This window comes from Granulicella rosea (assembly GCF_900188085.1).
Lineage (GTDB): Bacteria > Acidobacteriota > Terriglobia > Terriglobales > Acidobacteriaceae > Edaphobacter > Edaphobacter rosea.
In genome coordinates, this window is the sequence record NZ_FZOU01000002.1 from 93,226 (window position 1) to 115,395 (window position 22,170).

Consider the following 22,170-nt stretch of genomic DNA (forward strand, 5'->3'; position numbering starts at 1 on the left):
TCATCGCAATCCTCCTCTGCCTGCCTTACGAGAAACTGATGGTCACCGTAATCTGAATCAACTGTCCGGCCGTTACCGAGATCGGCGTGGGGTTGGTATAGGTCATCGTCCCGCCCAATACACCTGCGGTGGAGGTCTGACAGGTCGCCGGAGCGACCGTGCTGACCGTAAGTGGAAAGCCGGAGGTTGCTGAACTGTTGCAGCCGTTGAAGGCCGTCCCGATCGCGCCGATCGATCCGCTCTTCGGTGCGGTCATCGAGCCTTGCAGCACCAGCGTCGGGCCGGCCCCGAAGTTCGGGGTTACCGTCAGACCGCTGAAGCAGGTATAGACCGTGCATCCAAAGGCGCCGGGCGCGGCGGTCGTCGACTGAACGATGGTGCAATAGGGGTAAGTTCCCGAAGGGCAAACCGCGTTCGTGGCGTTCGCGGCCGCGTTGCTGAAGTAGATCTCGTACCCGCCCGCCGACGCATAACCGGAGAGCAGACCAACGAGATAGTTCTGGCCGTCGTACTGCACCGAGTTTTCGAAGGCGCGATGCTCGGCCAGCGTTCCATCCGGATTGCGGATGTCGACCACCCAATGGCCATGCACCTTCATCGATTCGTGCCCCGGCTTTGCGGGCTCTTCCGTCTCCTCGTGGGCCATGGCCGCCACCATCGGCGGTGCATCCAGCGTTCCCGGAAAGGCCCAGAGGTTCTTTCGTGACGCCACGGGTGGCGCGGGCTCGACCGCAGCCGGTTTGGCCGGCGGCACACCGCCTATGACTCCCGAGCCTTGTGGCGCGCCCGACGGCAGTTGCGCCATCGCCGCGACCGAGCAAAGCATTAGCAGCGCGCTCCACCACCTGGGTCCCGTATTGACCTGCTTCGTAAACCTTTGCATCGCCAAACCTCCGAAATCAATTCCCGGTGCTACTGCAAATCAGCCTGCGAATTGTGTTGTCCTGCCTCGTCGACCTTTGCATCGCGCAAGCTCCAGCAACTTTGCTTCTGAACTAACTGAACGTGAACGTCACCTTGACCTGCACGATCTGTTCCGAGGCCACCGGGATCGCCGTGATGCCCGTGGCGGAGAAATAGAGAGGTCTTGAGTTGTCGGCGAGTACCGTGGCGCATACCTGCCGTCTGCGCCCGCGCAGGCGAGCAACATGGCGCCCGTCAACGTGCAGAGCCGAAATGTCTTTCGCCAAACCTTCATCGCTCACTCCTTGAAAGGCACTCTTGCCGGGCTGGCGTAGTGCGCGCCCGCCAACGTGTGTGTCCGGTGCAACACCGGTCTTCTAACTGAAGGTGTAGGTCACCGTTACCTCAACGGTCTGTCCTGCCGCCACCGTGATCGCCGGAATCGTGGCCGACGAAAAGACGTTGCCGGCGCTCGAGGAGGGAGCTCCCGTGGTGCACGACTGCGGACTGTAGGCTGCGCCTGGTGTTGTCAGGCAAAATCCGAGATATCCAATGACGGTTGTGATACTGCCCGCCTGCGTCGCCACGAAATTGCCTGCTAAAACCATGGAACCCACATTGGTGACTGTCTGGGTCAACCCGGTATCGCAGACGGCGGTCCCAGGGTTGCATAACGCGGCTCCCGGCTGCGTCGTCAGAGATTGAACGATCCCGCAGAGGTTGGCGGAGCCACAGATCGAGGTTGTGCCGTTCAGCAGGATCGCCCAGTTCGCCGGAACGAACTCGCTGCCCAGAAGCCCTGCCAGCATCTGGCTTCCGGTGCTGAGCAACGCGTTTTGAAAGTCGTGATGTTGCACCAGCGCGCCGTCCGGATTCTTGACGTCGACGATCCAGTGGCCGTGGACGCGGATACCTTCCTGGCCGGGCTTTGCGGGCTGCGACGTTTCGTTTTCCTCGGCGGCGACTGTGCGCTCCTGCAACTCGGGTCCGGGGACGACCTGGGACAGCGGCATGGGCTGCGCGTTGCGGAGCAACTGGTCCCGTCTGGCGGCTTCGCGGAGAGCCTGAAGGCGAGCCAGGTTGTCCACCGGGTCCAGGAGCTTCGCAGCCGGCGTGACGGAACCGGACGTTGCCGGAGCCTGGGCCAATGCCACCTGGACAGGCAACATCACGGCGCCGCACAGGATCGCGGTTCGAGTTGCGTCCGAGACGAGCCTTGCCAACCGCCGCTTCAGGTTCATCGTGTGCTCCATTCTGTACGCGCTTCCGTTGTTACCGTCGCTTGCTGGCTAAGAGAACTGATCGTCACCGAGACCTGAACGACCTGGTCTGGATTGGCGTCGATCGGTGTCGCCTGGATCGTGCTCATGACTTGGTCCCCGAGACTTCGTCTCGCGCTTCCTTGCCGTCGTGGTTGCGCCTGCGAACGAGAAACAAAGTCGTCTCCCGCTCGATGGTGATCTCCAACCTGCGGATGAGCTCCGGCTCAGGCGCCGGAACCTTTTCGCTTGTTTCCGGCAGAGCTCGTTTTTGCCAGAACAGCTTCATCGCTCGTACTCCGCTTCATCAGGTTGAATATGATCAGGTTGAATATGACCGGACTACACCACAGCTCGAAGAAAAAACCTCATTTATTGTTTTGAAAATTTATCAACGCTTATTTATTCCAATCCTTCAACGACTTACGTCAGGCAGCGCAGGCAGCTTCAAGTGCGCGCGCAGGCTGTGCATTGATGGAAGCGAAGGGCTTGTATCTATAAATAGGTGGATGGAGAGTTAGATGTGAAAACAGGCATTCGACCAAATGGTAGGGAATTGTTCAAACAGCCTTGCGGTGGGTCGCCCGCTGGGCTAACCTTCTCGTGAGCATTTCACTTCTCCTCCGGGACGACCGACTGGGGCCTTGCAGCGGGCAGTCCGAGATCGCTTCAAAATCTCTACCAGAGAGTTTGAGCCGCCCATGCCCCTCACCGTCGACAGGGACCGGTATCGCTTCGATGAGTTCGAGCTTCAGCCGTCGCGCCGTTCGCTCCTGCGCGACGGAAGCGTCGTGTCTCTTTCGCCGAAGGCGTTCGAGGTTCTCACCTACCTGGTGCTCAACCCTGGCCGCGTCATCTCCAAAGAGGAGTTGATCAAGGCCATCTGGCCGGGGTCGTACGTCGAGGAGAGCAATCTCGCCCAGCAGATCTATGCACTGCGCAGGGCGCTGGCCGACCGGTCGGCCTGCATCGCCACGATCCCCGGACAGGGCTACCAGTTCACCGCCGAGGTCGTGCAGGCGACGGGGCCCGAATCGACGCACTCCGCCGCGCACCTGCCCGACGGCTCGTCGAGCAGCGAAATGCTCGTGCAGCACATGCACGAGCGCAGCACGATCGTCGTCGAAGAGAGAGTCCCCAACCCTGCCGCTCACCCCGGCCGTCTCCGGGCGTTGCTGTGGACGGGGTTCTCGCTGGCGGCCGTTGCATTGCTCGCCATCGCTGGCGCCAAGGCGTGGCGCCGGTTCAACCCCCCATCGTATGGACACGCCGAGGCCGTCGTCGCCGATCTGGACAACAGCACAGGCGACACGGACTTCGACCATACGTTGAACAAGGTGCTACAGATCGACCTGCAGCAGTCGCCCTACTTCACCGTCATCAGCGAGGGCCGCGCGCGCCGCACCCTGAAGATGATGCGTCAGCCGGCCGATGAGCCGATCACGGCGCCGCTGGCGCGCGAGATCTGCCAGCGGGTCAACGGCCAGCTCTATCTCGCGCCCGCCATCGCGAAGGTTGGCGACCGCTATCACCTGTCGCTGCTGGCCTACGACTGTGGGGACGGTCACACGCTTGGCGCGTTGCGCGAGACCGTGCGGTCGAAGAACGACGTTCTGGCCACCTTCTCGGACCTCACCGAAAAGATTCGACGCAGCGCGGGCGAGCCGCGAGCCTCGGTGAAGGAGTTCAGCAAGCCGGTCTACGATGAGCCGACGTCTTCGCTTGAAGCGCTGAAGGCCTACTCCGAGGCCACCCGGCTGGGCGACGGCGGCAAATTCGCCGAGTCGATCGCGCTTTACCAGCACGCAGTTCAGCTCGACCCCAACTTCGCCGTCGCCTACGCCGACATGTCGACGATGTACTACAACACCGCCGACTGGACGCATGACAAGCAGGCCATCGCCAAGGCTTATGCGCTGCGCGATACCGTCAACGAGCGCGAGCATTTTTACATCGAACTGCGGTATCACCAGAGCGTCACCGGCGACCTGCACTCGCTGATCGAATCGCTGCGCCGCTGGGCCGCGACCTACCCCGAGGACAACCTGCCCGTCGCCGATCTGGTGAACTTCGAGACCTGGACAGGGCAGTATCCGATGGCGGCCGCGCACGCCGAGGCCGTGCTGGCGCTTGAAGCAAAGAACAACATCCACAACGGCATCTCGTATGAGATCTCAGCCCGCGCCTTCCATCACGCGAATATGCCGGACAGGGTGCGAGCCGTCTACGCGGAGGCGCTGCGCTGGGGAGTCGATACGCAGGGGATGCACGGCGTGAGAATGGAGCTGGCGGCGGAAGACGGCGATCGGGCGGAGCTCGCGCGGCAGGAGGCGTGGGGACGAGGAACGCCGGCCGAGTCTCATATGCTCCAGATGGAGGGTTCGGTCGAACTGGCGCAGGGGCATGTCGCGCAGGCGGAGTCGCTCTTTGCCAGAGCCCGGATCGTCGCGCAGCGCGACAAGGTGGAGGACACACTCGCCGATATGGACGAGTACCAGGTGCGCATGCTGGCGGAGCTTGGGTTGACCGCCGAGGCGAAGGCGCAGTTGAAGGCGATGCCGGCCTCCGACCCATCGCTCGACAAGGCCTTTGCCGAGGCTGCCGTCGGCGAGAAAGAGGTTGCGCTCGCCGAGACGCGCCGCCAGCAGGCCGCCTCGCCGACCGACACGCTGTTGAACGTGGAATATGCACCGTCGGTGCGCGCCATCGTTGCGCTCGAAGAGGGCAAGCCGCAGGAGGCCGTTGCGCTCATGCAGGCCAGCGCGCCGTATGAGCTGCGCGATCCCACCGTGCCATACCTGCGGGGGCAGGCCTATCTCGCGGCTCGTCAGCCGGCGGAAGCAGAGGTGGAGTTCAATAAACTGGCCGACCGGCCCTGGCTCGCCGACCCGCCGGCGCCGCTCATTCCGCTGGCTCACCTGGGCCTTGCGCGTGCCTATGCCATGCAGGGACAGTTCGGCGAAAGCGGCAAACAGTACAAGGCGCTGCTCGACGCCTGGCAGGGCGCCGATAGCGACCTGCCCGTATTGAAGCAAGCCCGCCAGGAGTACGCGCAGGTTCTGAAGTCTTCGGCCAGCACGCGGCCCTGAACATCACCCTCATCCAGTGAAATGGGCGACCATTCACGATGGCCGCCCGTCTTCTAAGTTTGGAATCTGCACCGCTAACGCTTCAGGCTCAAAAGTTGAAGGTAGCCTGCAGGTCTACGCTTCGGTTCGACGCCGCGGAGCCGAAGAATCCGCCCGAGATCGCTGTCGATTTGCCGAAGAGCGCGGAGTCCAGCACGCCCGTCGGCGCCGCCAGGCTCACATGGTTGAAGATGTTGCGGCCCATGGCGGAGAAGGTCAGCGAGTACCGCCGGGGCGCCATCTGATCGAGCTTCGGAGGGCCGCCGTTGTTGCCGCTCAGGCCGCCGGGGCCAAGGCCGCCGCCTGGTCCGCCCCCGCCTGGTCCGCCCCCGCCGGGTCCACCGCCGGGTCCGCCCGGTCCGCCGTTCGACGCGCCGCCTGCGCCGCCCTCGACGCGCGGGCCGATTCCGAAGGTCTTGCTCAACCGCAGATTCATGCTGAACTGCGCCGGGCCGGATGCGAGGTTATAAGGAATCCGCGTGGACGTCGCGCTCGGGTTCAGGTCGAAGTCTCCGTATGCGGTCTGCTTGGTGTCCGTGCTGCTGGCGGTCGCGTAGGCGGGCCGGTCGTTGTACTGGTTGTCGCCGTTCAGGTCCTGTCCGATGGTGATGTTGAACGGGCTGCCCGCATTGGCGACCAGGAACGGGCTGACCGAGATGCCGAGCGGCGCCAAGTAGTTTCCGCCGAGCAGGAAGCGGTTGCGTACGTCGAAGGTCGCCCGGCCGTAGTCGGCGCTGGGGCTGGTCGGATTCGATGAAAAGTAGGTTGCGCCGGAGGTGTCGGACTTCGCGAAGTTCAGCGTGTAGAAGCCGAAGAGCGAGAGCTTCTTCGCTCTGACGGTATAGTTCACCGTCAGTTGATTCTGGTTGTACACGCCGCCCGACTGGAACTGGTAGATGTTCTCGTTGATCCCATTCGGACGCACGCCCGTGGCTGTCGTCGCGTTATAGGTCCCGGCGATGTAAGCGTTCGTATTCTCGCTCAGATACTGGTGGACGCCGCGCGAGTTGATGTAAGTCGCCGACAGCGTGACCGCCTTGCCGAAGCTATGGTCGATGCCGAACGCCGCCTGCATATTGACGGCGGCTTTAAGATTCGACGCAACCGTATAGATCGTGGGCGCGCTCGTGCTGCTGGCCGCAAGCTGCGCCGCCGTGGGCGCGTTCGAGGTGAACGTTGGGTTCTTCACCACGTACTGCTGCTGGTTGGTCCCGTTCTGATGGATCGCGTCGAGCACATACGTTGGCGAAAAGCGATCGAAGAACCAGCCATAGCCCGCGCGAAGGACCGTGTTCGCCTTCTTGCCGTTGCGCGCTCCCGGCGCATAGGCCACCGCGAAGCGCGGCGCCCAGTCGTTGTGGTCGGAGATGCGGTTCTGGCCCTCGTAGCGTACGCCGTAGCTCAACGTCAGATTGGGTCGCGCGGTCCAGTCGTCCTGGAAGAAGGCGGCCGCGTCGAAGAGATTCACGCTCGCCGTCGGCGTGCCTGCGGTCACGTCGTACTCCGACGGTGTGCCTGCCGCATACGCGCTCAGTGACGAATAGATGTAGTTGCCGTTGAAGCCCGAACTTGACGTGTTCACCTCATGCGTCAGACGCAGGCGCGTGCCGAAGTTCAGCGCATGCTTGCCCTCGGCCGCGGTCACGTAGTCCTGAAACTCGAACTTGTCCAGATTGTCCCGCACCGCTCCGGCGTTGCTGCCGCCGCCGGTAAATGCGCCCTGCACCGTCACGGTGGGGTCGCTGACCGACGCGGTCTGCGAGTCGCGGTCGGCAGTGTACTGGAAGCGGGTTTCGTTCAATACCTTCGAACTGATCACCTGGCTATCGCTGATCTGCAGCGTGTGCTCGTAGTTCAGCACGTTGTAACCCTGCGTCTGCAGCGCAAATCCGGAGACGCCGTCGTTGGTGTTCTTCTGCCGGTCGAACATGTAACGAAGGGTGAGCGTATTGTTCGCGCCCAGTTGCAGGTCGACCCGGGGGCTGATGTCCAGGCGCGACTGCGGATTCGGCACGGCAAGGCTGTAGGCCTGCGCCGCGCCGCCCGTGCCCAGGATGTCCGCGTTGATGATGGAGTTCGAGGCGTTGTCCCGGCGAAAGACGCTTGTGAACCACGACGCATTCTTACCCAGCGACCCACCCGCATTTCCTGTGAAGAAAGTCGAGTAGTACGAAGGCTCGTTGGTCACGAAGGGGTTGAGCGAGTTGAACTCCTTCGTGTTGCCCGAGAAGGTGAGCGAACCGCGAAACTTGTCCGTGCCCGGCTTGGTCAGGATCTCGATCCGGCCATAACCCAGCTTGTCGTACTGCGCGGAGAAGGGGTTGCGATTGATATGGATCGCGCGGATGGAGCTCTTCGGCGGAAGCTGGCCGCCGGTGAACCCGTCGATGTAGATCTGCCCGCCGCTTGGTCCGGCAGCAGGCCCGGCCAGCGCGGTCAGCTCGTCCTGCAACTGGTCGGGATCGTCCGAAAGCGCATCCAGATCCTTACCCTGGATGACCATGGCGCTCGCATTGTCCTCGGGGTTCGTGCTCAGCGTGGCATCGTCGGCGGTCACCTGCACGGCCGATTCAAGCGAGATCGCGAGCTTCACATCTTCGCTCGTCACCTTGTCGCCGAAGACCTCCACATCCGTGACCGCGGCCGCATCGAAGCCCCGGGCGTTCACGCTGACGGTATAGCGTCCGGGCACGAGGCGCGCCGCCTCGTACGTTCCCATCGCGGTGGTCTTGATCTTGCGCGCGAGGCCCGCGGCGTTTGAAACAGTCACCTCAGCCTGCGGCACCAGTGCGCCCGAGGGGTCTGTAATTGTGCCGCGAACCGTGCCGGTGGCGACCTGGGCCTGTACGGAGGAGGCCATGCACACGAGCATCGGCATCCCAAGAGCGAGTGGTACAAAAGTATTTTTCCTGATCATGTCTGCGCCTTCCTGACGCATCTCCAGAAGAACGCAGCCAGCAGGGCAGTGCGGCCACATTGCGTAACGCTCTGTAAAGGTTTGTCACGATCGGCGTGACCATTCTTTACAACGCAACCTCCAACGAACGGCGTCGACGGAGTTACCCTAGGTGGGAAGGCGTACATCCATGGAAGACATTCTCCTCATCGACGACGACGTCGAGCTCTGCCAGATGCTGACCGAGTATCTTGGCCGCTACGAGCTGCGCGTCAACTCCATCCATCGCGGCGATACCGGGCTGCAGATCGCGCGTAGCCGCAGTTGGCCGATGATCCTGCTCGACGTCATGCTGCCCGGTCTCGATGGCTTCGAGGTGCTCAAGCAGATCCGCACCTTCTCCACCGACAGCGTGCTGCTGTTGACCGCGCGCGGCGAAGACGTCGACCGCATCGTCGGTCTGGAGATGGGCGCCGACGATTACCTCGCCAAGCCCTTCAACGCTCGCGAGCTGCTCGCGCGCATCCGCGCCATTCGCCGGCGCAGCGAGACTCCCTCCGCCGGCGCCGAGTCGCCACAACTCATTGTCGAAGACCTGGTGCTCGACTCCGCGGCACGAACCGTACGTCAGGCCGGAGAATCAGTCGAACTCACGGATATTGAATTCGCGCTGCTCGAAGTGCTCATGCGCTCGCCCGGCAAGGTGGTTGAACGCGAGAGCCTCGCCGAAGAGGTGCTCGGCCGCAAGTTCAATCCCTTCGACCGCAGCCTGGACATGCATGTCAGCCGCCTGCGCCGGAAACTTGCCGGAGACGTCGCCGGGGAAGAGCGCGTCAAGACCGTGCGCGGAACCGGCTATCAGCTCGTCCTGCGCCGCAACCCAGCCGGCGGAAGGAGCTGATCATGCGCGGCCTCTTCTTCAAGATATTCGCCATCTTCTGGCTCGCGCAGAGTCTGATCTTCGTCATCTCGACCACGCTCATCGTGCGCCAGCGCTTCTCCGGCCCAGGCAACTTCGCCGAGGCGCTCGACAGCAACCTCCAGCACAACGCCAACCTTGCGATGCGCGACTATCTGGCTGGCGGTTGCAGCGGCTTCGCCCGCGCCGATGCGCGCTTCGAGCCCGCCGGCGCCGCGCTCCTGCAAGCCAACGGCGAGGTCATCTGCCGCACTCCCAACACCCCCGCGCTGACCGAGCATCCCGGCAGGTTTCCCGACCGCGTCGATGGCCGTCAGACCCCGGATGGCAGTGTCTGGTTCGTGCCCGTTGTTGGCCTCGACGGAGCGCGTTACGAATATGCATGGTTCCAGCTTCCGTCGACCAGGCCCGAACACCGCGTGAACCTGATGCACTTCGCCTTTCCGCAACTGCCGGTCGCCATCGCCGTCGGCGGACTCACGACCTTCGTGCTGGTTCTGCTCTTCAGCCGCCCGCTGGTGCGTCTACGCAAGGCCGCGCGTGCGCTGGCGGAGGGCAACCTGTCCGTGCGCGTCGAGCAGACGCCGGCGGCCAGTCTGCAGTCGCACTCGGACGAGTTTCAGGGGCTCGTGCATGACTTCAACCACATGGCCGAGCGGCTCGAATCGCTGGTCGGCGCGCAACGGCTTCTGCTGCGCGACGTCTCGCACGAGCTGCGTTCGCCGCTCTCGCGGCTCAGCGTCGCGCTCGAACTCGCACGCGAGGACGCCAACCCGGAGCTTGGCGAGCATCTGGCCCGCATCGAGCGCGAGGGGGAGAAGCTCAACCAGCTCATCGGCCAACTGCTCACGCTCTCCTCGATGGAGGCGCGCGAGAGTACGGCGACCTTCAAGCCGCTATCGCTCAACGAGATCTGCGAGCAGATCCTGCCCGATGCTGAGTACGAAGCCCAGCGCCGCCCCTGCACCGTGCTCCTGCAGCAGGACGCCGCATGCACGATCCGCGGCGACTGGGAGCTGCTCTACCGCGCCATCGAGAACGTCGTGCGCAACGCCATCCGTTACACCGGCCCAGGCACCCAGGTCGCCATCCGCATCGGCGAAGCTGCTGGCGATGCGAAGCGCATGGCCATGATCGAGATCATGGATCGCGGCCCTGGCATACCCGACGCAGAACTCGAACTCATCTTCCGCCCCTTCTATCGTGTGGACGAGGCGCGCAGCACAAGCACCGGAGGCTTCGGCGTCGGCCTCGCCATCACCGAGCGAGCCGTGCGTCTGCATGGCGGAACCCTGCGCGCCATCAACCGCGCCGACGGCGGCACAACCATCCAGATGATATTTCCCGAAGTATAAGCGGCTACTGCTCGGACCCCGGCATCTCCAGCGCCAGGTAGTCGTACATCACATAACTCGGTTCGAGCTTATAGTCGGTGTTCACGAGCTCGATCGAGTTCTTGCCCACATGCAGCTTCGACACCGGGATCGCAACATTCTTCACCGAATACTTACCATGCGAACCCTGACGAAGCAGCGCGTTGCCTCCACCGAACTCCGGCGTAAACGTCGTCAGCGGAGCATCTCCGTTCACCGACACCTGCACATGCGCGCGGTCTGACCCAGCGATGGCGATGATGAGATTCGCATCGCCCTTCGCCGGTAGCTGTGCAAGGTTGAAGTCGATGCGCCACCGCCACGGCTCAGGATCGGCCTTGTCCTTGCGATAGCTCGACTGCGCGTAGTTCCAGTCCCTGCCGGGCTTGCTGACGCCGACGGTGTAGACGAGCGGGTTCGGAAACTCCAGCGCAAAGCCCTTGTACAGATACGGCATGAAGTAGTCGTTGCCATGATGGAACTCGGTTGAGTCGCGGTCCGGTTTGCCGATCTCCCATGCGAGATAGTCGCCGGTGCGGGGAATCGTCCACTGCACGTTTCCAAGCTGCGTGGCCGTTCCCGCCGTGACCGTGACGTTCCGCTGCACATACTGACCCACCTCGCCATCCACGAATGCGTACAGCGTATACACGCCCGGCCGCACGCTCGGAATCGAGAACGTCCCATCCGCCGCGACATGGCTCCAGTACTGATAGTTCTTCGTCTCCGACTGAAAATCGAGACCCGGCGGCGGCTGAGCGAGCCCGATCCACGCGCCTTTGGCAGTCTGCGTAGGCTTCAGTTTGTCCGCAATCGTGAACGTCCCAAGCACGCCTCCGCGTTGCGCGGCCGGCGGATACTCCGGCACGCCGGTCAGCCATGTGTAAGGCCACGCAGCCTGTTCCGCGGCTGCCTGCTTCTGCGCATCGTGCCACAGCGTATCGCCATCGGAGCCGCCATTTGCATAGAGGAGGAACGGCCCGAAGATCTTCGACCACTCCTCGCCCGCGTCCACATGGATACCCGTATCGCCATAGTGATTGCGGCCGAAGTGATGCGTCATGCCGCCGTCGAGAGCGGTCAAGTCCTGCTTGCGCGGTCCATCGTTGTAATAATCGAAGCCGCCGAGCACGGTCCACGCGCCGAGCTTGTTCACGTCGCTTGCGAAGCCGAATGTGCCGATGTCCTCGTACGTCGCGCTATAGGTGTACTTGCTCTCGCCCCGGTTTGCCCACGGTCCGCTACGGAAGAAAGAGATCTCCTTGATCGGCGTCGGAATGCGATGCTCAAGCTCATCCGGCGTGGGCATCACCCAGTGCCGCGTGTTGTCGACATAGATCTTTTCGAGCAGCCACTTGCCGCCGTTGCTGGGCGTCTGCCAAACCACGCGCCACTCGCCCACGCTCGTCGCGGGATAGCTCGCTGGATGGCTCAGCAGCGCGTACACATAGATGCCCGTGGCGCCGCGCCGCAGCACGTAATGAATCTCGATATCGAACGCATGCGGCTGCGCGCCGGTGTACTTCTCCTTGCAACCCACGTCCACCATGTCGGGCGTGTTCGTCTTCACGAAGCACTGGCAGTGGCCGGGATTCTGGTACGATTCGCCGCCGTCCATGCTCCAGTAGATCTGATCGTGACGCCCATTGCGATTGACCAGTTCATCCTTGTGAAAATGGAAGTCGGCGATGGTCGCCGTCGGCCCATCGATCGAGAACGAGACATTGCCATTGGCCAGGTCGTACTCCTCGCCATGCTGCGCGAGCGTCACGGCATGCAGGTCGCCGCTGCCGCCCGGCACGTTGGCATGGGCCGGAACGAACGCAAGCATGCACAGCGTCCACGCAGCGATAAGATGCTTCAGGGCAGGTTGCAACATGGAAGATAACTCCGTCGACTCAGCACGGCGGATCGGCCCGTTCAACAGTCGGAGTATTGTTGCCTATCGATATTTCAAAAAGCAAACAAATTTTCCCTCGGAATGCATCGCGCCCGCAACCCTCGGCATATCAATGCGCAGTGCTCGGCCGACTCCGCTCGCTCTCCAACGATTCCGTTCGAGCCTGTTCCACCGCCAGGTAAAACGCGGCGGCCGAAGCCTCGATCTCGCGCGTCAACCTGCGAGTCCGCGCCAGTTCGCGCAGTCGCGCCCGCCCGAAGTCGAAGTAGGACGCAGCTCCCATGGTCTGCATGTTGCCGAGGTCGGCGGAGACGCCCGCGCGCCAGCCGGCCAGCGACTCCGGCCGCACGCCCTCAAGCGAAGCTGCCTGACCGCGCAGCCGTTCCGTGGCCGCCTGCGTGCGAGCGAGGATCTGACGCAGCACGTCGGAGCTTCGTGTCGGCCAGAGCTGGTCGAAGACAAACCACATCACCACGATGCCCAGCGCCACGCCGATGACGCGATCGCGCGCCGGCGCAATCTGTGTCGCCGCGCTGAAGCCCTGCAGCGCCGTGATAAAGAAGCCGAAGCCGATCTGAATGCCTGTATAGCCCGCATGCGGACTGCGCATCACCCATGCCGCCAGGAGCGTCACCGCAGCCACCACCAGAGCCAGCGTCGCGATCGAATCCATGTTGGGAAAGAGGAACGACTCCGTGGCGATAGCGATCGCCCCGCCGATCGCCGCGCCCGTCAGCCGATAGAGCTGCTTCTGTTTCATCGCCCCCGTCGAGCTCAACCCCGTGAACAACACCGTCACGACGCAGGTGATGATGCCGGGCCATGCAATCGCGTTGTAGATCAGGTAGCAGACCATCGCCGACAACGTCAGCTTCAACGAGTAGTAGAGCGCCTGCGGCGCGGTGAACGCATCCTGAAGAAAGAAGCTGCTCGATGGTTGCCCCTGCCAGTGTCCATCGTCCACCATGCTCGCAGGCAAGGCCGTGGTGACTGCATACTGCCGCAGCGCGCCTTGGATCTCGCGCAGACGAGTCGAGGCGCTTGCGGGCAGGGTCGTCAAGGCCTCGTGAGGAGTGGACGCACAGGCCGCCGCGATCGCCGCCAGAGCCTCGCGCTCGCTCTCCGTCGGCACGGCCTTGCGATACCCCACCAGCGCGCTCTGTTCGAGCACACGCGTCAGCAGGCCGATGCGAAAGCGCAGCCCAGCGGGGGTGTTGCCCTGCAGCTCCTCGTAGAGCTGGTTCATCCGCAGATCGCCCGCATGCGCATACTGCACGATGCGCGCATGCAGTGACTTCAACAGGGTGAGATCGTGGACCGGCTCGGCCATCGCCGTATAGAAGTCATGCAGCAGCCGCAGTCGCTTGCTCAGTTGCTCCGAGAGCTCTTCCGCCGGATGCCTGCTCGCGAAGACATACTCCATCGCGACTGAAACGCCCAGCACCAGCGCCAGCGAAGCTACATTCTGCAGCGATGCATTGACCACTGCGGTTGGCGAACGATGCGTATCCCACAGCGATAGATCGAGGAAGCCATAGAAGCCGAAGATCGTGAAGAACAGCGGATAACGCGTGGCCGCCATGCCGAACGCGGCGCAGAAGACGCCGATGGCGACGCCGAGGAAGCGCGCGACCTCGACCCCGTCGGTGAACTGCACCCACACCAGCGCGAGGCCCAGCGCGACCACCGCGCCACCCAGCAGTTGCAGCGCACTGCGCAGCGTCAGACCAGGATGTTCGCGCTGCAACAAAAAGATCAACGCCAGCGCGAGCGAGATGCCGTTGACCCGCAGCGTCTCCGCCAGCACCAGCGCGACGACGATGCTCAACGTATCGCGCAGGCTTCCGGCAAGCCGCCCGGGAAAGGGTGCAAGCTCGCCCCAGAGTGCATCGCCAAGAGTCTTGCGCGGTGCGCGTTCAGTCGCCATCATGCGCTCCTAGCGGACCACCGTGATGGCTGTCGCTCCAATGCGAAATGCCTCGGGATCGGGATCGAGCACGCGGATGCGAACCGGGAAGCGCGCCGAAAGATGCACCCAGTTCAACGTGCGATCCACCGCCGGCAGACCACCCGCAACCGCGCCATCTTCAGGAAAGACGCCGCGTCCCACGCTATCCACTACACCGTTGTAACGGCGGCCGGGATGCTCCATCAGGTACACCTGCACATGCATGCCCGGCCGTATGCTCTTCAGCTTGGACTCGCGATAGTTTGCCAGCACCCACCAGTTGCTCGTATCGATCAACGTGAACAACGGCGTGCCCACATGCGCATACGCGCCCTGCGAGATGTTCATGTTGGTCACGTATCCATCGAACGGCGCACGCACCGAACACCACTCCAGATCGAGCGCCGCCTGCTCCACCTTGGCCGCCTTGCCGGGCCTCGCCGCTTCGAGCGTCTCAAGCGTATCCACCGTATGCTGCGCCTCGCCCAGCTTCGACTGCGAGGCCGTGAAGCCCGCGCTCGCGGATTGCTTCGCAGCCAGCGCCATCGACACCTGCGCCTGCGCCTGCAACAGTTGCGACGCGGCCTGATGCGAAGCCTCCTGCGCCACACGCACCGAGGTTTGCGCCTGGTCGATCTGCTGCGTTGTCACGTAGTGCTTTACAAGCAGCGGCGCCAGGCGATCGTAGTCGTTCTGCGCGAAGTGCAGTTGCGCATCGGCCGAGACCTGCGCCGCACGCGCACGCTCCTCCGCGGCCTGCGCCGCAAGATATGCGCCCTGCGAGGCGCTGATGCTGCTCTGCGAGCCTGTCACTCCGGCGCGTGCCGCTCCCACCGCGCTCTGCTGTGCGGCGATGCGCCGGCGCTCATCTTCGATCTGACCTTCAAGCGTTGCCTGCTCAGCCTTGGCCTGGGCCAGCGCATGCTCGAACGGACGCGGATCGATCTGGAAGAGCAGGTCGCCCTTATGCACCACCTGGTCGTCCTTCACAAGTAGCTGCGTCAGCCGACCCTGTACCTCTGGCGCGAAGGCGATCGCGTTGGCCCGCACCGTGGCGTCGTCCGTGCGCGGATGCCGGTCGACCTGCAGCGCCGAGACCGTTAGCGCGACAGCCGCCAGCGCGATCACGCCATAGCCGAAGATGCGTCCCCTGTTGCGTTGTTCGTTCATCGATGTTGTGTTCGTCATGGAGGTCGTCCTATGCAAAGATGCAGAGCCAGAGAAGACACGTAAACAGCACTACCATGGCCGGATAGACAGCCGCCGGGTGGCCGATAGAAAGATGCGCGCGGCGCGAACGCAGCACCGCATGCACAACGCCCGCAAGCGCGACCGCCGCGACCAGGCACACCATCCAGCCGGGAAAGTAAGAGCCGACGATCTCCACATTCGGGTTGCGATTGCAACCCGTCATCGGAGCGGCGGAGAGAAGCAGCAGGGAAGAGGTACGTGCGTTCATGGGGTTACTCCGGGCAGCGTGTCGTTGCTCAGCAGGCTTCCAGTGGCATAGGTCAGCGTGATCGCGCTCTGCAGATACTGCGCCTTCGACTGCACCGCGGCGAGCCTTGCCTGCGCAAGCTGGCGCTCCGCCTGCACCACATCGACCAGCGAGCGTACTCCATACTTGTATGCATCGAGCGACGAGTCGTACGAGGTCTCGGACGCTTTCAGAAAGCTGTCCGCCGAGCGTTCCTGCTCGATCGCCGTACGGTAGTCGACGTAGGCCTGCCACACTTCGCGCGTCACCGCGTCCTGCGCCGCTCGCTGCTCCTCGCCCGCGGTCTTCTCTTCGGCCATCGCCGCGCCGACCTCATGCTTGCGCGCGCCGTTGAAGAGCTCCCAGCGCAGCTTCGCCTCGACCGACCAAGTCGACACGCTCGCATGGCCCAGCAAGCCGTAGTCGGCGGTGGGCCACAGCGCGGTCTGCCCGCCCGTGGCGCCCAGCGTCAGGCTCGGCAGATACGCCGCCTGCGCCTTGCGGGCCGCATCCCTGGCATGCCGCAGATCCTGTGCGCGAGCCAGCAGATCGGGCCGCGTCTTCCACGCACTATGGACCAGCTCTTCGACATGCATCTCCGTCTCATCGACCGGCGCCCCCTGGGCCTGCGAAGCGACCTGAATCTCCGTGGTGGGCTCGATGCCGATGGTCTCCGTCAGCGCCAGCTTCGACTTCTGCACGGCGCCCTCGGCGGAGGAGAGTTCGAACCGCGCCTGCGCCGCGCCGGCCTGTGCATTCTGCACATCGGGCAACGTCGCGCGTCCGTTGTCGTACTGCGACTGCGCGTTTTCGAGCAGCGTCTCCGCGGTCTGCAGAATCGTCTTCGCTGCCTCCAGCCTGCCGGCGTCAAGCTGCGTGCGATAAAACTGCACCGCGGTCGTATACGCGATACGCTGGTTCGTTCTGCTCAGTTGCAAGGCCGACCCGATCGCGAGGGCCTTGCCCGCATCCACACGCGCCCCGCGAGAGAAGTCCACGACCGAGTACTCGAGTTGCAACTGGATAGCCGCGGTGGGCTCTTCCACTGTCACATATCCGCGCGGCGCAATCGGCTTCGGGAAGGGCACGATCGCGCGCAGATCGCTGCCCTGCGCCTCGAAGCTCAGCACGGGAAGGTAGAGCGCGCGAGCCACGCCGGCCTCTTCCATCGCGCGCTTCGCATGCGCCCACGCAATCCGTCCCTCGGGACTCGCCATCTCCGCGATGTCGATCAACTCGGGCAGCGTGTACACCTTGTCCGCAGCCAGCACAGGCAAGGCGCGTGCGTGTGGAGCGCTCGCAAGGCAATGAGTCACATCGCGCGTGGTGACCGCCTGCCCGCAAGCGTCATGCGTCTGCGCGCGGGACGACGCCGCAAGCGAACATCCCGCCGCGAGCAGGGAACCAAGGAAAGCGCGTCTTCGAGAGTTTGTCGTCTTCATGTATACGCCGTAAACAGAATTGAGTATACACCGTAAGCGTACGGCGTATACTGAAAAATGTGAAGACCGTGCGGAAGACCTCAACCGGACCCGATAAAGCCGACTCTCTCCGCGACCGCATCGTGCAGGCCGCGGCAAAGCTGTTCTCCGAAGGCGGCTACGACAGCCTCTCGATGCGCCGCGTCGCGCAGGAGGCCGAGTGCTCTCAGATGGCCATGTATCGCTACTTCGCGAACAAGGAAGCCTTGATCCAGCACATCTGCAACGAGCTCTACGCGCGCTTCGCCAAGCGGATGAACGCCGAGATCGACGCCGAGCAGCAGCCGTGGGACAAGATGCGGCGATTCCTCGCGGCGGTCGTCCGCTTCGCCGTTGCCTATCCCGATCACTATGCGCTCATCTTCCTTGTGCGCCATGCCGATCAGGCCGTCGTCACCGAGCGAGAGAAGCTGGGCCGGGAGTTCATCTCGGGCCTGCGCGAGCTGGTGCGTCAGCTTATGCCCCCAAAGACCCCCGACGACGCCGTCGACGAGGTGCTGCGGCGCATGCTCTCCTGCCTGCACGGCACAGCCGCCCTGCTCATCGCGCACCCCAAGGCTTACGGTCTTAACCGCCAGCGAGCCGTCGAAGATGTCGAGGCGGTCCTGCTTCGTCTCATCGGTTAGGATCAGACGATTTCAGCGCACGTAAAAAGAGGCTCCGGCTCCGAGCTCTTTCGAGCCGGAACCGAAGCCTCTTTCCTGACGTTGAAGCTGCCTAGTTGGCGAGCACCGCGCGATACCGCACCTGGTTCTTCTTCACCTTCGCAACCGCTTCATTGGCCTTCGCCATGGGGAAGCGCTCGGTGATCGCCTTGATGCCGTGCCGCGCCGCGACGTCCAGCATCTCGTGGAGATCCGAAGGGCTGCCCGTCGGGCTGCCGGAGAGCGACTTCTGCCCGCCGATCAGCGCAAAGGCGTGAATCTGGATCGGGGATGGCGCCACGCCGACGACGCAGAAGGCGCCCTTCGGCCGCAGCGCAGCCATATAGCCCGCCCAGTCCTGGTCCGCGCTCACGGTGCTCAGCAGAAAGTCGAAGCTGCCCGCGACCTTCTTCAGCGCGCCCGTATCGCGTGTGTTGACGAAGTGGTGCGCGCCCATCGAACGAGCCTCCGCCTCCTTCTCCTTCGAGGTGGAGAACGCAGTCACCTCCGCGCCGAAGGCCTTGGCGAACTGCAGTCCCATGTGTCCCAGGCCGCCGATGCCGATCACGCCCACGCGCGACGACGGACGCACGCCGTGGTTGCGCAGCGGGCTATAGACGGTGATGCCGCCGCACAGCAACGGAGCAACGTTCTCGCTCTCGAGCGACTCCGGCACGGGAATGGCGAAGCGCCAGTTCACGCGCACTGCATCCGCGTAGCCGCCGTTCCGGCCGACGCAGGTCGGCTGCGACTTCGCGCACAGGTGTTCGTTGCCCGACCGGCACCACTCGCAGATGCCGCAGCTATCCGCCTGCCAGCCGATCCCCACACGTTCGCCCACCTTGCGATCGATCACCGCGGACCCCACCGCCGTAACCGTGCCCACGATCTCATGACCGGGAATGAAGGGGTATTTGCTCAGGCCCCAGTCATTGTCGATCAGGTGAACGTCGGAGTGACAGACGCCGCAGTGTGAGATCTTGACCTCAATATCGTTTGCCTTCAGCTCACCGGCGTCATACTTATACGGCAGAAGATGCGCACCAGCCGCATGTGCAGCCAGACCATGAATGTCGTTCATCTCGTTTACTATCCTTCCACGCGCGCGACGTTCTCATTGATGGCGCGGACTACTTGATGCTACAACACCCGGCTTCCACAGCATGCAATTTCCTGCACCGGTTTGGGAGGGAGTTGTGTTTACCGAATCGTCAACATCAAAATCTGCGTTCCCGTGACAGCGTAGTCTACCCCAGCCGACCCCGCCGCCACCACCGTCTCGCCCGTCAACTGCATCTCGTGGGTCTGTTTCAGCGGCTCCAGCACGTTCGCCATCGAGATCGGCAGCCCAGGTAGCGCGCCGGACTCCAGCACCGCCTGCGCCGCGTGGTCGAGCAGCGTGCAGAAGACGCGGTCGCCCGGATGAAGCTGGTTCAACTGCGCGATCGTATCCGCCAGACCGGCTGGGTGCGCGCCCGAAGGCTGGGTCAGCCGGTCGAGCGTCCCGCCATCGCTGACCAGAATCCGGATCTGCCCGGCGCTCAGATCCGACGGCAGCTTCACCGGGATGCGGACGACCATCGGCTTCGACTGGTAGGGCCGCACCGTAGCCTCCACCTCGACCGTATCGCCGGCACGGGCCTCGGTCTGACTCAGCCGGGCCGATTCGATCACCGCCGTCCGCCGCTCCGGAATCGCCTCCACTTTCAGGTGGAGACCGGTGACCACGGGCTGCTCCAGCGCATTTCCGTAGACCCGGCTGAAACGCTCGTTGATATAGAGCGCGGCGGCTACGGCGCCGGGGTTGAAATCGCTCGGCGCCATCACGCCTTCCAGCCGCACGGGTGCGAAGCCCTGCGTGGTCAGCTCGCCGGTCATGCGGTAGCTGTTTTCGGCGGCGGAATCGTTCGTCCCCTGCAGCGCCTGGTAGACGCTCACCAGCATCGCGTTCGGCGTCAGTTGCCGGTTGTCGAGCACCTCGAACCGGTAGGTGTGCGGCTTCTTGCCTGGCGCCAGCACCTCGACCGAGGCGGGAATCATCCGCGCCGTGCGGTCGAACCGCCCGAGGATCGCCGAGGCGCGATCTTCGGTAAAGCTGCCCACGGTCTCGGTCGTGTTGACGATCTTGAAGGCGTTCAGTGGGCTAGGCAGAGTCGCGACGACATTTGCCTTGGTCATCGGCAGCGAAAGCGATCCGTACTGCGTAATCGGGTGTCCGCAGGCCATCAACTGCTTCGCGTCCAGATACGTGACGGTGCAGGTGCCGGCCATCGAGAGGTCGCCGCGCACCAGGATCGCGCTGACCGCGCTGCCCGGCACGATCGGTTCCGGCTGCTTTGCCTCCGGGTCCGCGCCGCCGAGGCCCGCGACCGGCGTCAGACCCATCGCACGGAATCGGTCGCCGAAGCGCTCCACTGTCTCCTGGCTGAAGCCGTTGAAGACCAGCGGCGTCTCGATCGGCTTCACCTCTGGCTGGCCCTCGCCCGCGGCCCTGGGCGAGCCGCCCTGCTGCTGGTGATCCCGCACCTCCAGCATCGCCTCGATCGGCGTGATCCCGGCGATGGGTTCCTTGCTGAACTGGCCGATGCGGTAGCTGAGCGCGCCCACCAGCCTGCCGTCGATGTAGACCGGGCTGCCGCTCATGCCGGCGACGACCCCGGTGTACTCCGCCTTGGTCCCATGCAGCCGCGCCAGGATCATGTCCTGTCCCGGCCCGATGGCATTCTTCAGCACGCCGAGGATCTCGACCCCCATCGGCTCCGGCTCGACGCCCTCGAAGACGGTGTAGGCCACGCCCTGCAGCCCGCGGTGCACCTCCGCGAGAGGGAAGAAGATCGTCTCGCGCGGCGGCTTCGGCGGCAACGCCGGCATCTGACCGAAAGCGGTTGCAGCGGTGATCGAGAGCAGGGGAAGGCACGCGCCAAGCCGCGCCAGAATCTTTCGCGAAGTCTTCACGTCTATCAGAGTAGAGACCCCGAACGATCTAAGCAAAGTCTGGCCAGGACGGAGTACAGTTTTGATACCGATGATGACCCGATACCGCCCACTCTCGTCCCTCGCTCTGCTGCTCTGCCTGGCTGCGCCGTTTGCCGGATCGCGCCTCCACGCCCAGGATAACCAGCAAAAGCCAGCCACGCAGACGCCCGACCAGACCACCGAGCCCGGACCCCAGACCGACGACGGACCCATCGTTCTGAAGAAGAAGAGCAAGGACGCGCCCGAGCCGCCGCCCCCCGCGCCCGCCGAGGAGAAGATCAAGAACCCGAACGGCGACACCTACTCGCTGCGCGTCGACGTGCCCATCGTAAACCTCGACGTCTCGGTCATCCTCGACAAGACGCACCAGTTCGTGCCCGGCCTGCACCCCAACAACTTCCTCGTGCTGGAGGACGGCGTCGAGCAGGAGGTCCAGACTGTCCGCGTCACCCAGGCGCCCATCACGGCGGTCATGCTGCTGGAGTTCGCCGCCAACTCCTACTACTTCATTCGCGACATGCAGAACGCGTCGGCGACCTTCTACAGCCAGTTGCGTCCGGACGATTACGTCGCCGTCATCACCTACGACATGCGCACGCATATCCTCACCGACTTCACCAACGACAAATCCCGCGTCCAAAGCTCGCTGCAGACGCTGATGATCCCCGGCATGTCCGACACGAACATGTTCGACGCGCTCTACGAGACGCTCGACCGCACCACTCGCATCGAGGGCCGCAAGTACATCATCCTCATCGGCACCGGTCGCGACACCTTTTCGAAGCTGACCTGGGACAAGATGATGGCGAAGATCAAGACCACACCCAACGTCACCATCTTTACGATCGCCACCGGCGGCTTCGTCCACGAGATGTCCACCGGCGGCGGCATGCGCAACCTGAACTACCTGCAGGCGCAGAACCAGTTGAAGACCATCGCCGAGATGACCGGCGGACTATACTTCGCGCCTGTCTTCCAGGGCGAGCTGCCGGATATGTTCGGCCGCATCAACGAGTCCATCCGCAACCAGTACGTCCTCACCTACCGGCCGACGAACAACAAGAACGACGGCACCTATCGCAAGATCAAGGTGCTGCTTGTGGATAACGAGGGCAAACCATTGAGAATGCAGGATGAGAAGGGCAAGCCGGTCAAGTATTCGATCATCGCTCGCGACGGATACAAGGCCAAGCTGCCGGTGGAATAAGTCTCGTCCCGCCCAAAGAGCTCGTCATCCTGAGCGAAGCGAAGGACCCCCGTATTGGC

17 protein-coding genes are annotated in these 22,170 nt (G+C 63.6%); 5 read left to right on the forward strand and 12 right to left on the reverse strand.

The window, feature by feature from the left end:
* Positions 1-25: 25 nt before the first annotated feature.
* The 4 genes from CHB87_RS06430 to CHB87_RS06445 form a co-directional block, all read right to left on the reverse strand.
* Positions 26-883: a hypothetical protein gene (locus tag CHB87_RS06430; protein ID WP_142988249.1), complete on the reverse strand. Its 858-nt coding sequence runs from the start codon at positions 881-883 to the stop codon at positions 26-28.
* A 112-nt stretch (positions 884-995) separates the two neighbouring features.
* On the reverse strand, positions 996-1,205 hold the full coding sequence (locus tag CHB87_RS06435; protein ID WP_142988250.1) for a hypothetical protein: 210 nt from the start codon (positions 1,203-1,205) through the stop codon (positions 996-998).
* Positions 1,206-1,280: 75 nt separating this feature from the next.
* Complete coding sequence (locus CHB87_RS06440) at positions 1,281-2,144, reverse strand: hypothetical protein (protein ID WP_142988251.1); 864 nt, start codon at positions 2,142-2,144, stop codon at positions 1,281-1,283.
* 124 nt (positions 2,145-2,268) lie between these two features.
* Positions 2,269-2,451 carry a hypothetical protein gene (locus CHB87_RS06445; RefSeq protein WP_089407610.1) on the reverse strand — a complete coding sequence of 61 codons (183 nt, stop codon included), beginning with the start codon at positions 2,449-2,451 and terminating at the stop codon, positions 2,269-2,271.
* A 412-nt stretch (positions 2,452-2,863) separates the two neighbouring features.
* On the opposite strand from CHB87_RS06445, the gene CHB87_RS06450 reads away from it, so the two are divergent.
* Positions 2,864-5,251 carry a winged helix-turn-helix domain-containing protein gene (locus tag CHB87_RS06450; protein WP_089407611.1) on the forward strand — a complete coding sequence of 796 codons (2,388 nt, stop codon included), beginning with the start codon at positions 2,864-2,866 and terminating at the stop codon, positions 5,249-5,251.
* 88 nt (positions 5,252-5,339) lie between these two features.
* Here the strand turns inward: CHB87_RS06450 and CHB87_RS06455 are convergent, their stop codons facing one another.
* Positions 5,340-8,150, reverse strand: a complete 2,811-nt coding sequence (locus CHB87_RS06455; RefSeq protein ID WP_176441632.1) for a TonB-dependent receptor — start codon at positions 8,148-8,150, stop codon at positions 5,340-5,342.
* A 226-nt stretch (positions 8,151-8,376) separates the two neighbouring features.
* Between CHB87_RS06455 and CHB87_RS06460 the strand changes: the two genes are divergently transcribed.
* Entirely contained in the window at positions 8,377-9,087 is a 711-nt protein-coding gene (locus CHB87_RS06460) for a response regulator transcription factor (protein WP_089407613.1), read from the forward strand.
* A gap of 2 nt (positions 9,088-9,089) precedes the next feature.
* Positions 9,090-10,460, forward strand: coding sequence for an ATP-binding protein (locus tag CHB87_RS06465; RefSeq protein WP_089407614.1), 1,371 nt, complete (start codon positions 9,090-9,092; stop codon positions 10,458-10,460).
* Positions 10,461-10,464: 4 nt separating this feature from the next.
* On the opposite strand, the gene CHB87_RS06470 is transcribed toward CHB87_RS06465, so the two are convergent.
* The 5 genes from CHB87_RS06470 to CHB87_RS06490 all read right to left on the reverse strand — a co-directional run bounded on the left by CHB87_RS06470 (position 10,465) and on the right by CHB87_RS06490 (position 17,245).
* A complete protein-coding gene (locus CHB87_RS06470; RefSeq protein WP_089407615.1) occupies positions 10,465-12,357 on the reverse strand; it encodes a polysaccharide lyase family 4 protein in 1,893 nt (630 codons plus the stop codon).
* Positions 12,358-12,487: 130 nt separating this feature from the next.
* Positions 12,488-14,308 carry an FUSC family protein gene (locus CHB87_RS06475; RefSeq protein ID WP_089407616.1) on the reverse strand — a complete coding sequence of 607 codons (1,821 nt, stop codon included), beginning with the start codon at positions 14,306-14,308 and terminating at the stop codon, positions 12,488-12,490.
* Positions 14,309-14,314: 6 nt separating this feature from the next.
* Entirely contained in the window at positions 14,315-15,514 is a 1,200-nt protein-coding gene (locus tag CHB87_RS06480) for an HlyD family efflux transporter periplasmic adaptor subunit (protein ID WP_089407617.1), read from the reverse strand.
* 10 nt (positions 15,515-15,524) lie between these two features.
* Entirely contained in the window at positions 15,525-15,785 is a 261-nt protein-coding gene (locus tag CHB87_RS06485) for a YtcA family lipoprotein (protein ID WP_089407618.1), read from the reverse strand.
* Positions 15,782-17,245: a TolC family protein gene (locus CHB87_RS06490; protein WP_089407619.1), complete on the reverse strand. Its 1,464-nt coding sequence runs from the start codon at positions 17,243-17,245 to the stop codon at positions 15,782-15,784. The genes CHB87_RS06485 and CHB87_RS06490 overlap by 4 nt, the downstream gene beginning before the upstream one ends.
* Positions 17,246-17,304: 59 nt before the next feature.
* Between CHB87_RS06490 and CHB87_RS06495 the strand changes: the two genes are divergently transcribed.
* Positions 17,305-17,910: a TetR/AcrR family transcriptional regulator gene (locus tag CHB87_RS06495; RefSeq protein ID WP_089407620.1), complete on the forward strand. Its 606-nt coding sequence runs from the start codon at positions 17,305-17,307 to the stop codon at positions 17,908-17,910.
* A gap of 91 nt (positions 17,911-18,001) precedes the next feature.
* On the opposite strand, the gene CHB87_RS06500 is transcribed toward CHB87_RS06495, so the two are convergent.
* Together CHB87_RS06500 and CHB87_RS06505 are read right to left on the reverse strand one after the other, a co-directional pair.
* Positions 18,002-19,009, reverse strand: a complete 1,008-nt coding sequence (locus tag CHB87_RS06500; RefSeq protein ID WP_089407621.1) for an NAD(P)-dependent alcohol dehydrogenase — start codon at positions 19,007-19,009, stop codon at positions 18,002-18,004.
* Positions 19,010-19,128: 119 nt separating this feature from the next.
* Complete coding sequence (locus CHB87_RS06505) at positions 19,129-20,883, reverse strand: SpoIVB peptidase S55 domain-containing protein (RefSeq protein WP_089407622.1); 1,755 nt, start codon at positions 20,881-20,883, stop codon at positions 19,129-19,131.
* 70 nt (positions 20,884-20,953) lie between these two features.
* On the opposite strand from CHB87_RS06505, the gene CHB87_RS06510 reads away from it, so the two are divergent.
* Positions 20,954-22,111, forward strand: coding sequence for a VWA domain-containing protein (locus CHB87_RS06510; RefSeq protein ID WP_089407623.1), 1,158 nt, complete (start codon positions 20,954-20,956; stop codon positions 22,109-22,111).
* Positions 22,112-22,170 lie beyond the last annotated feature (59 nt).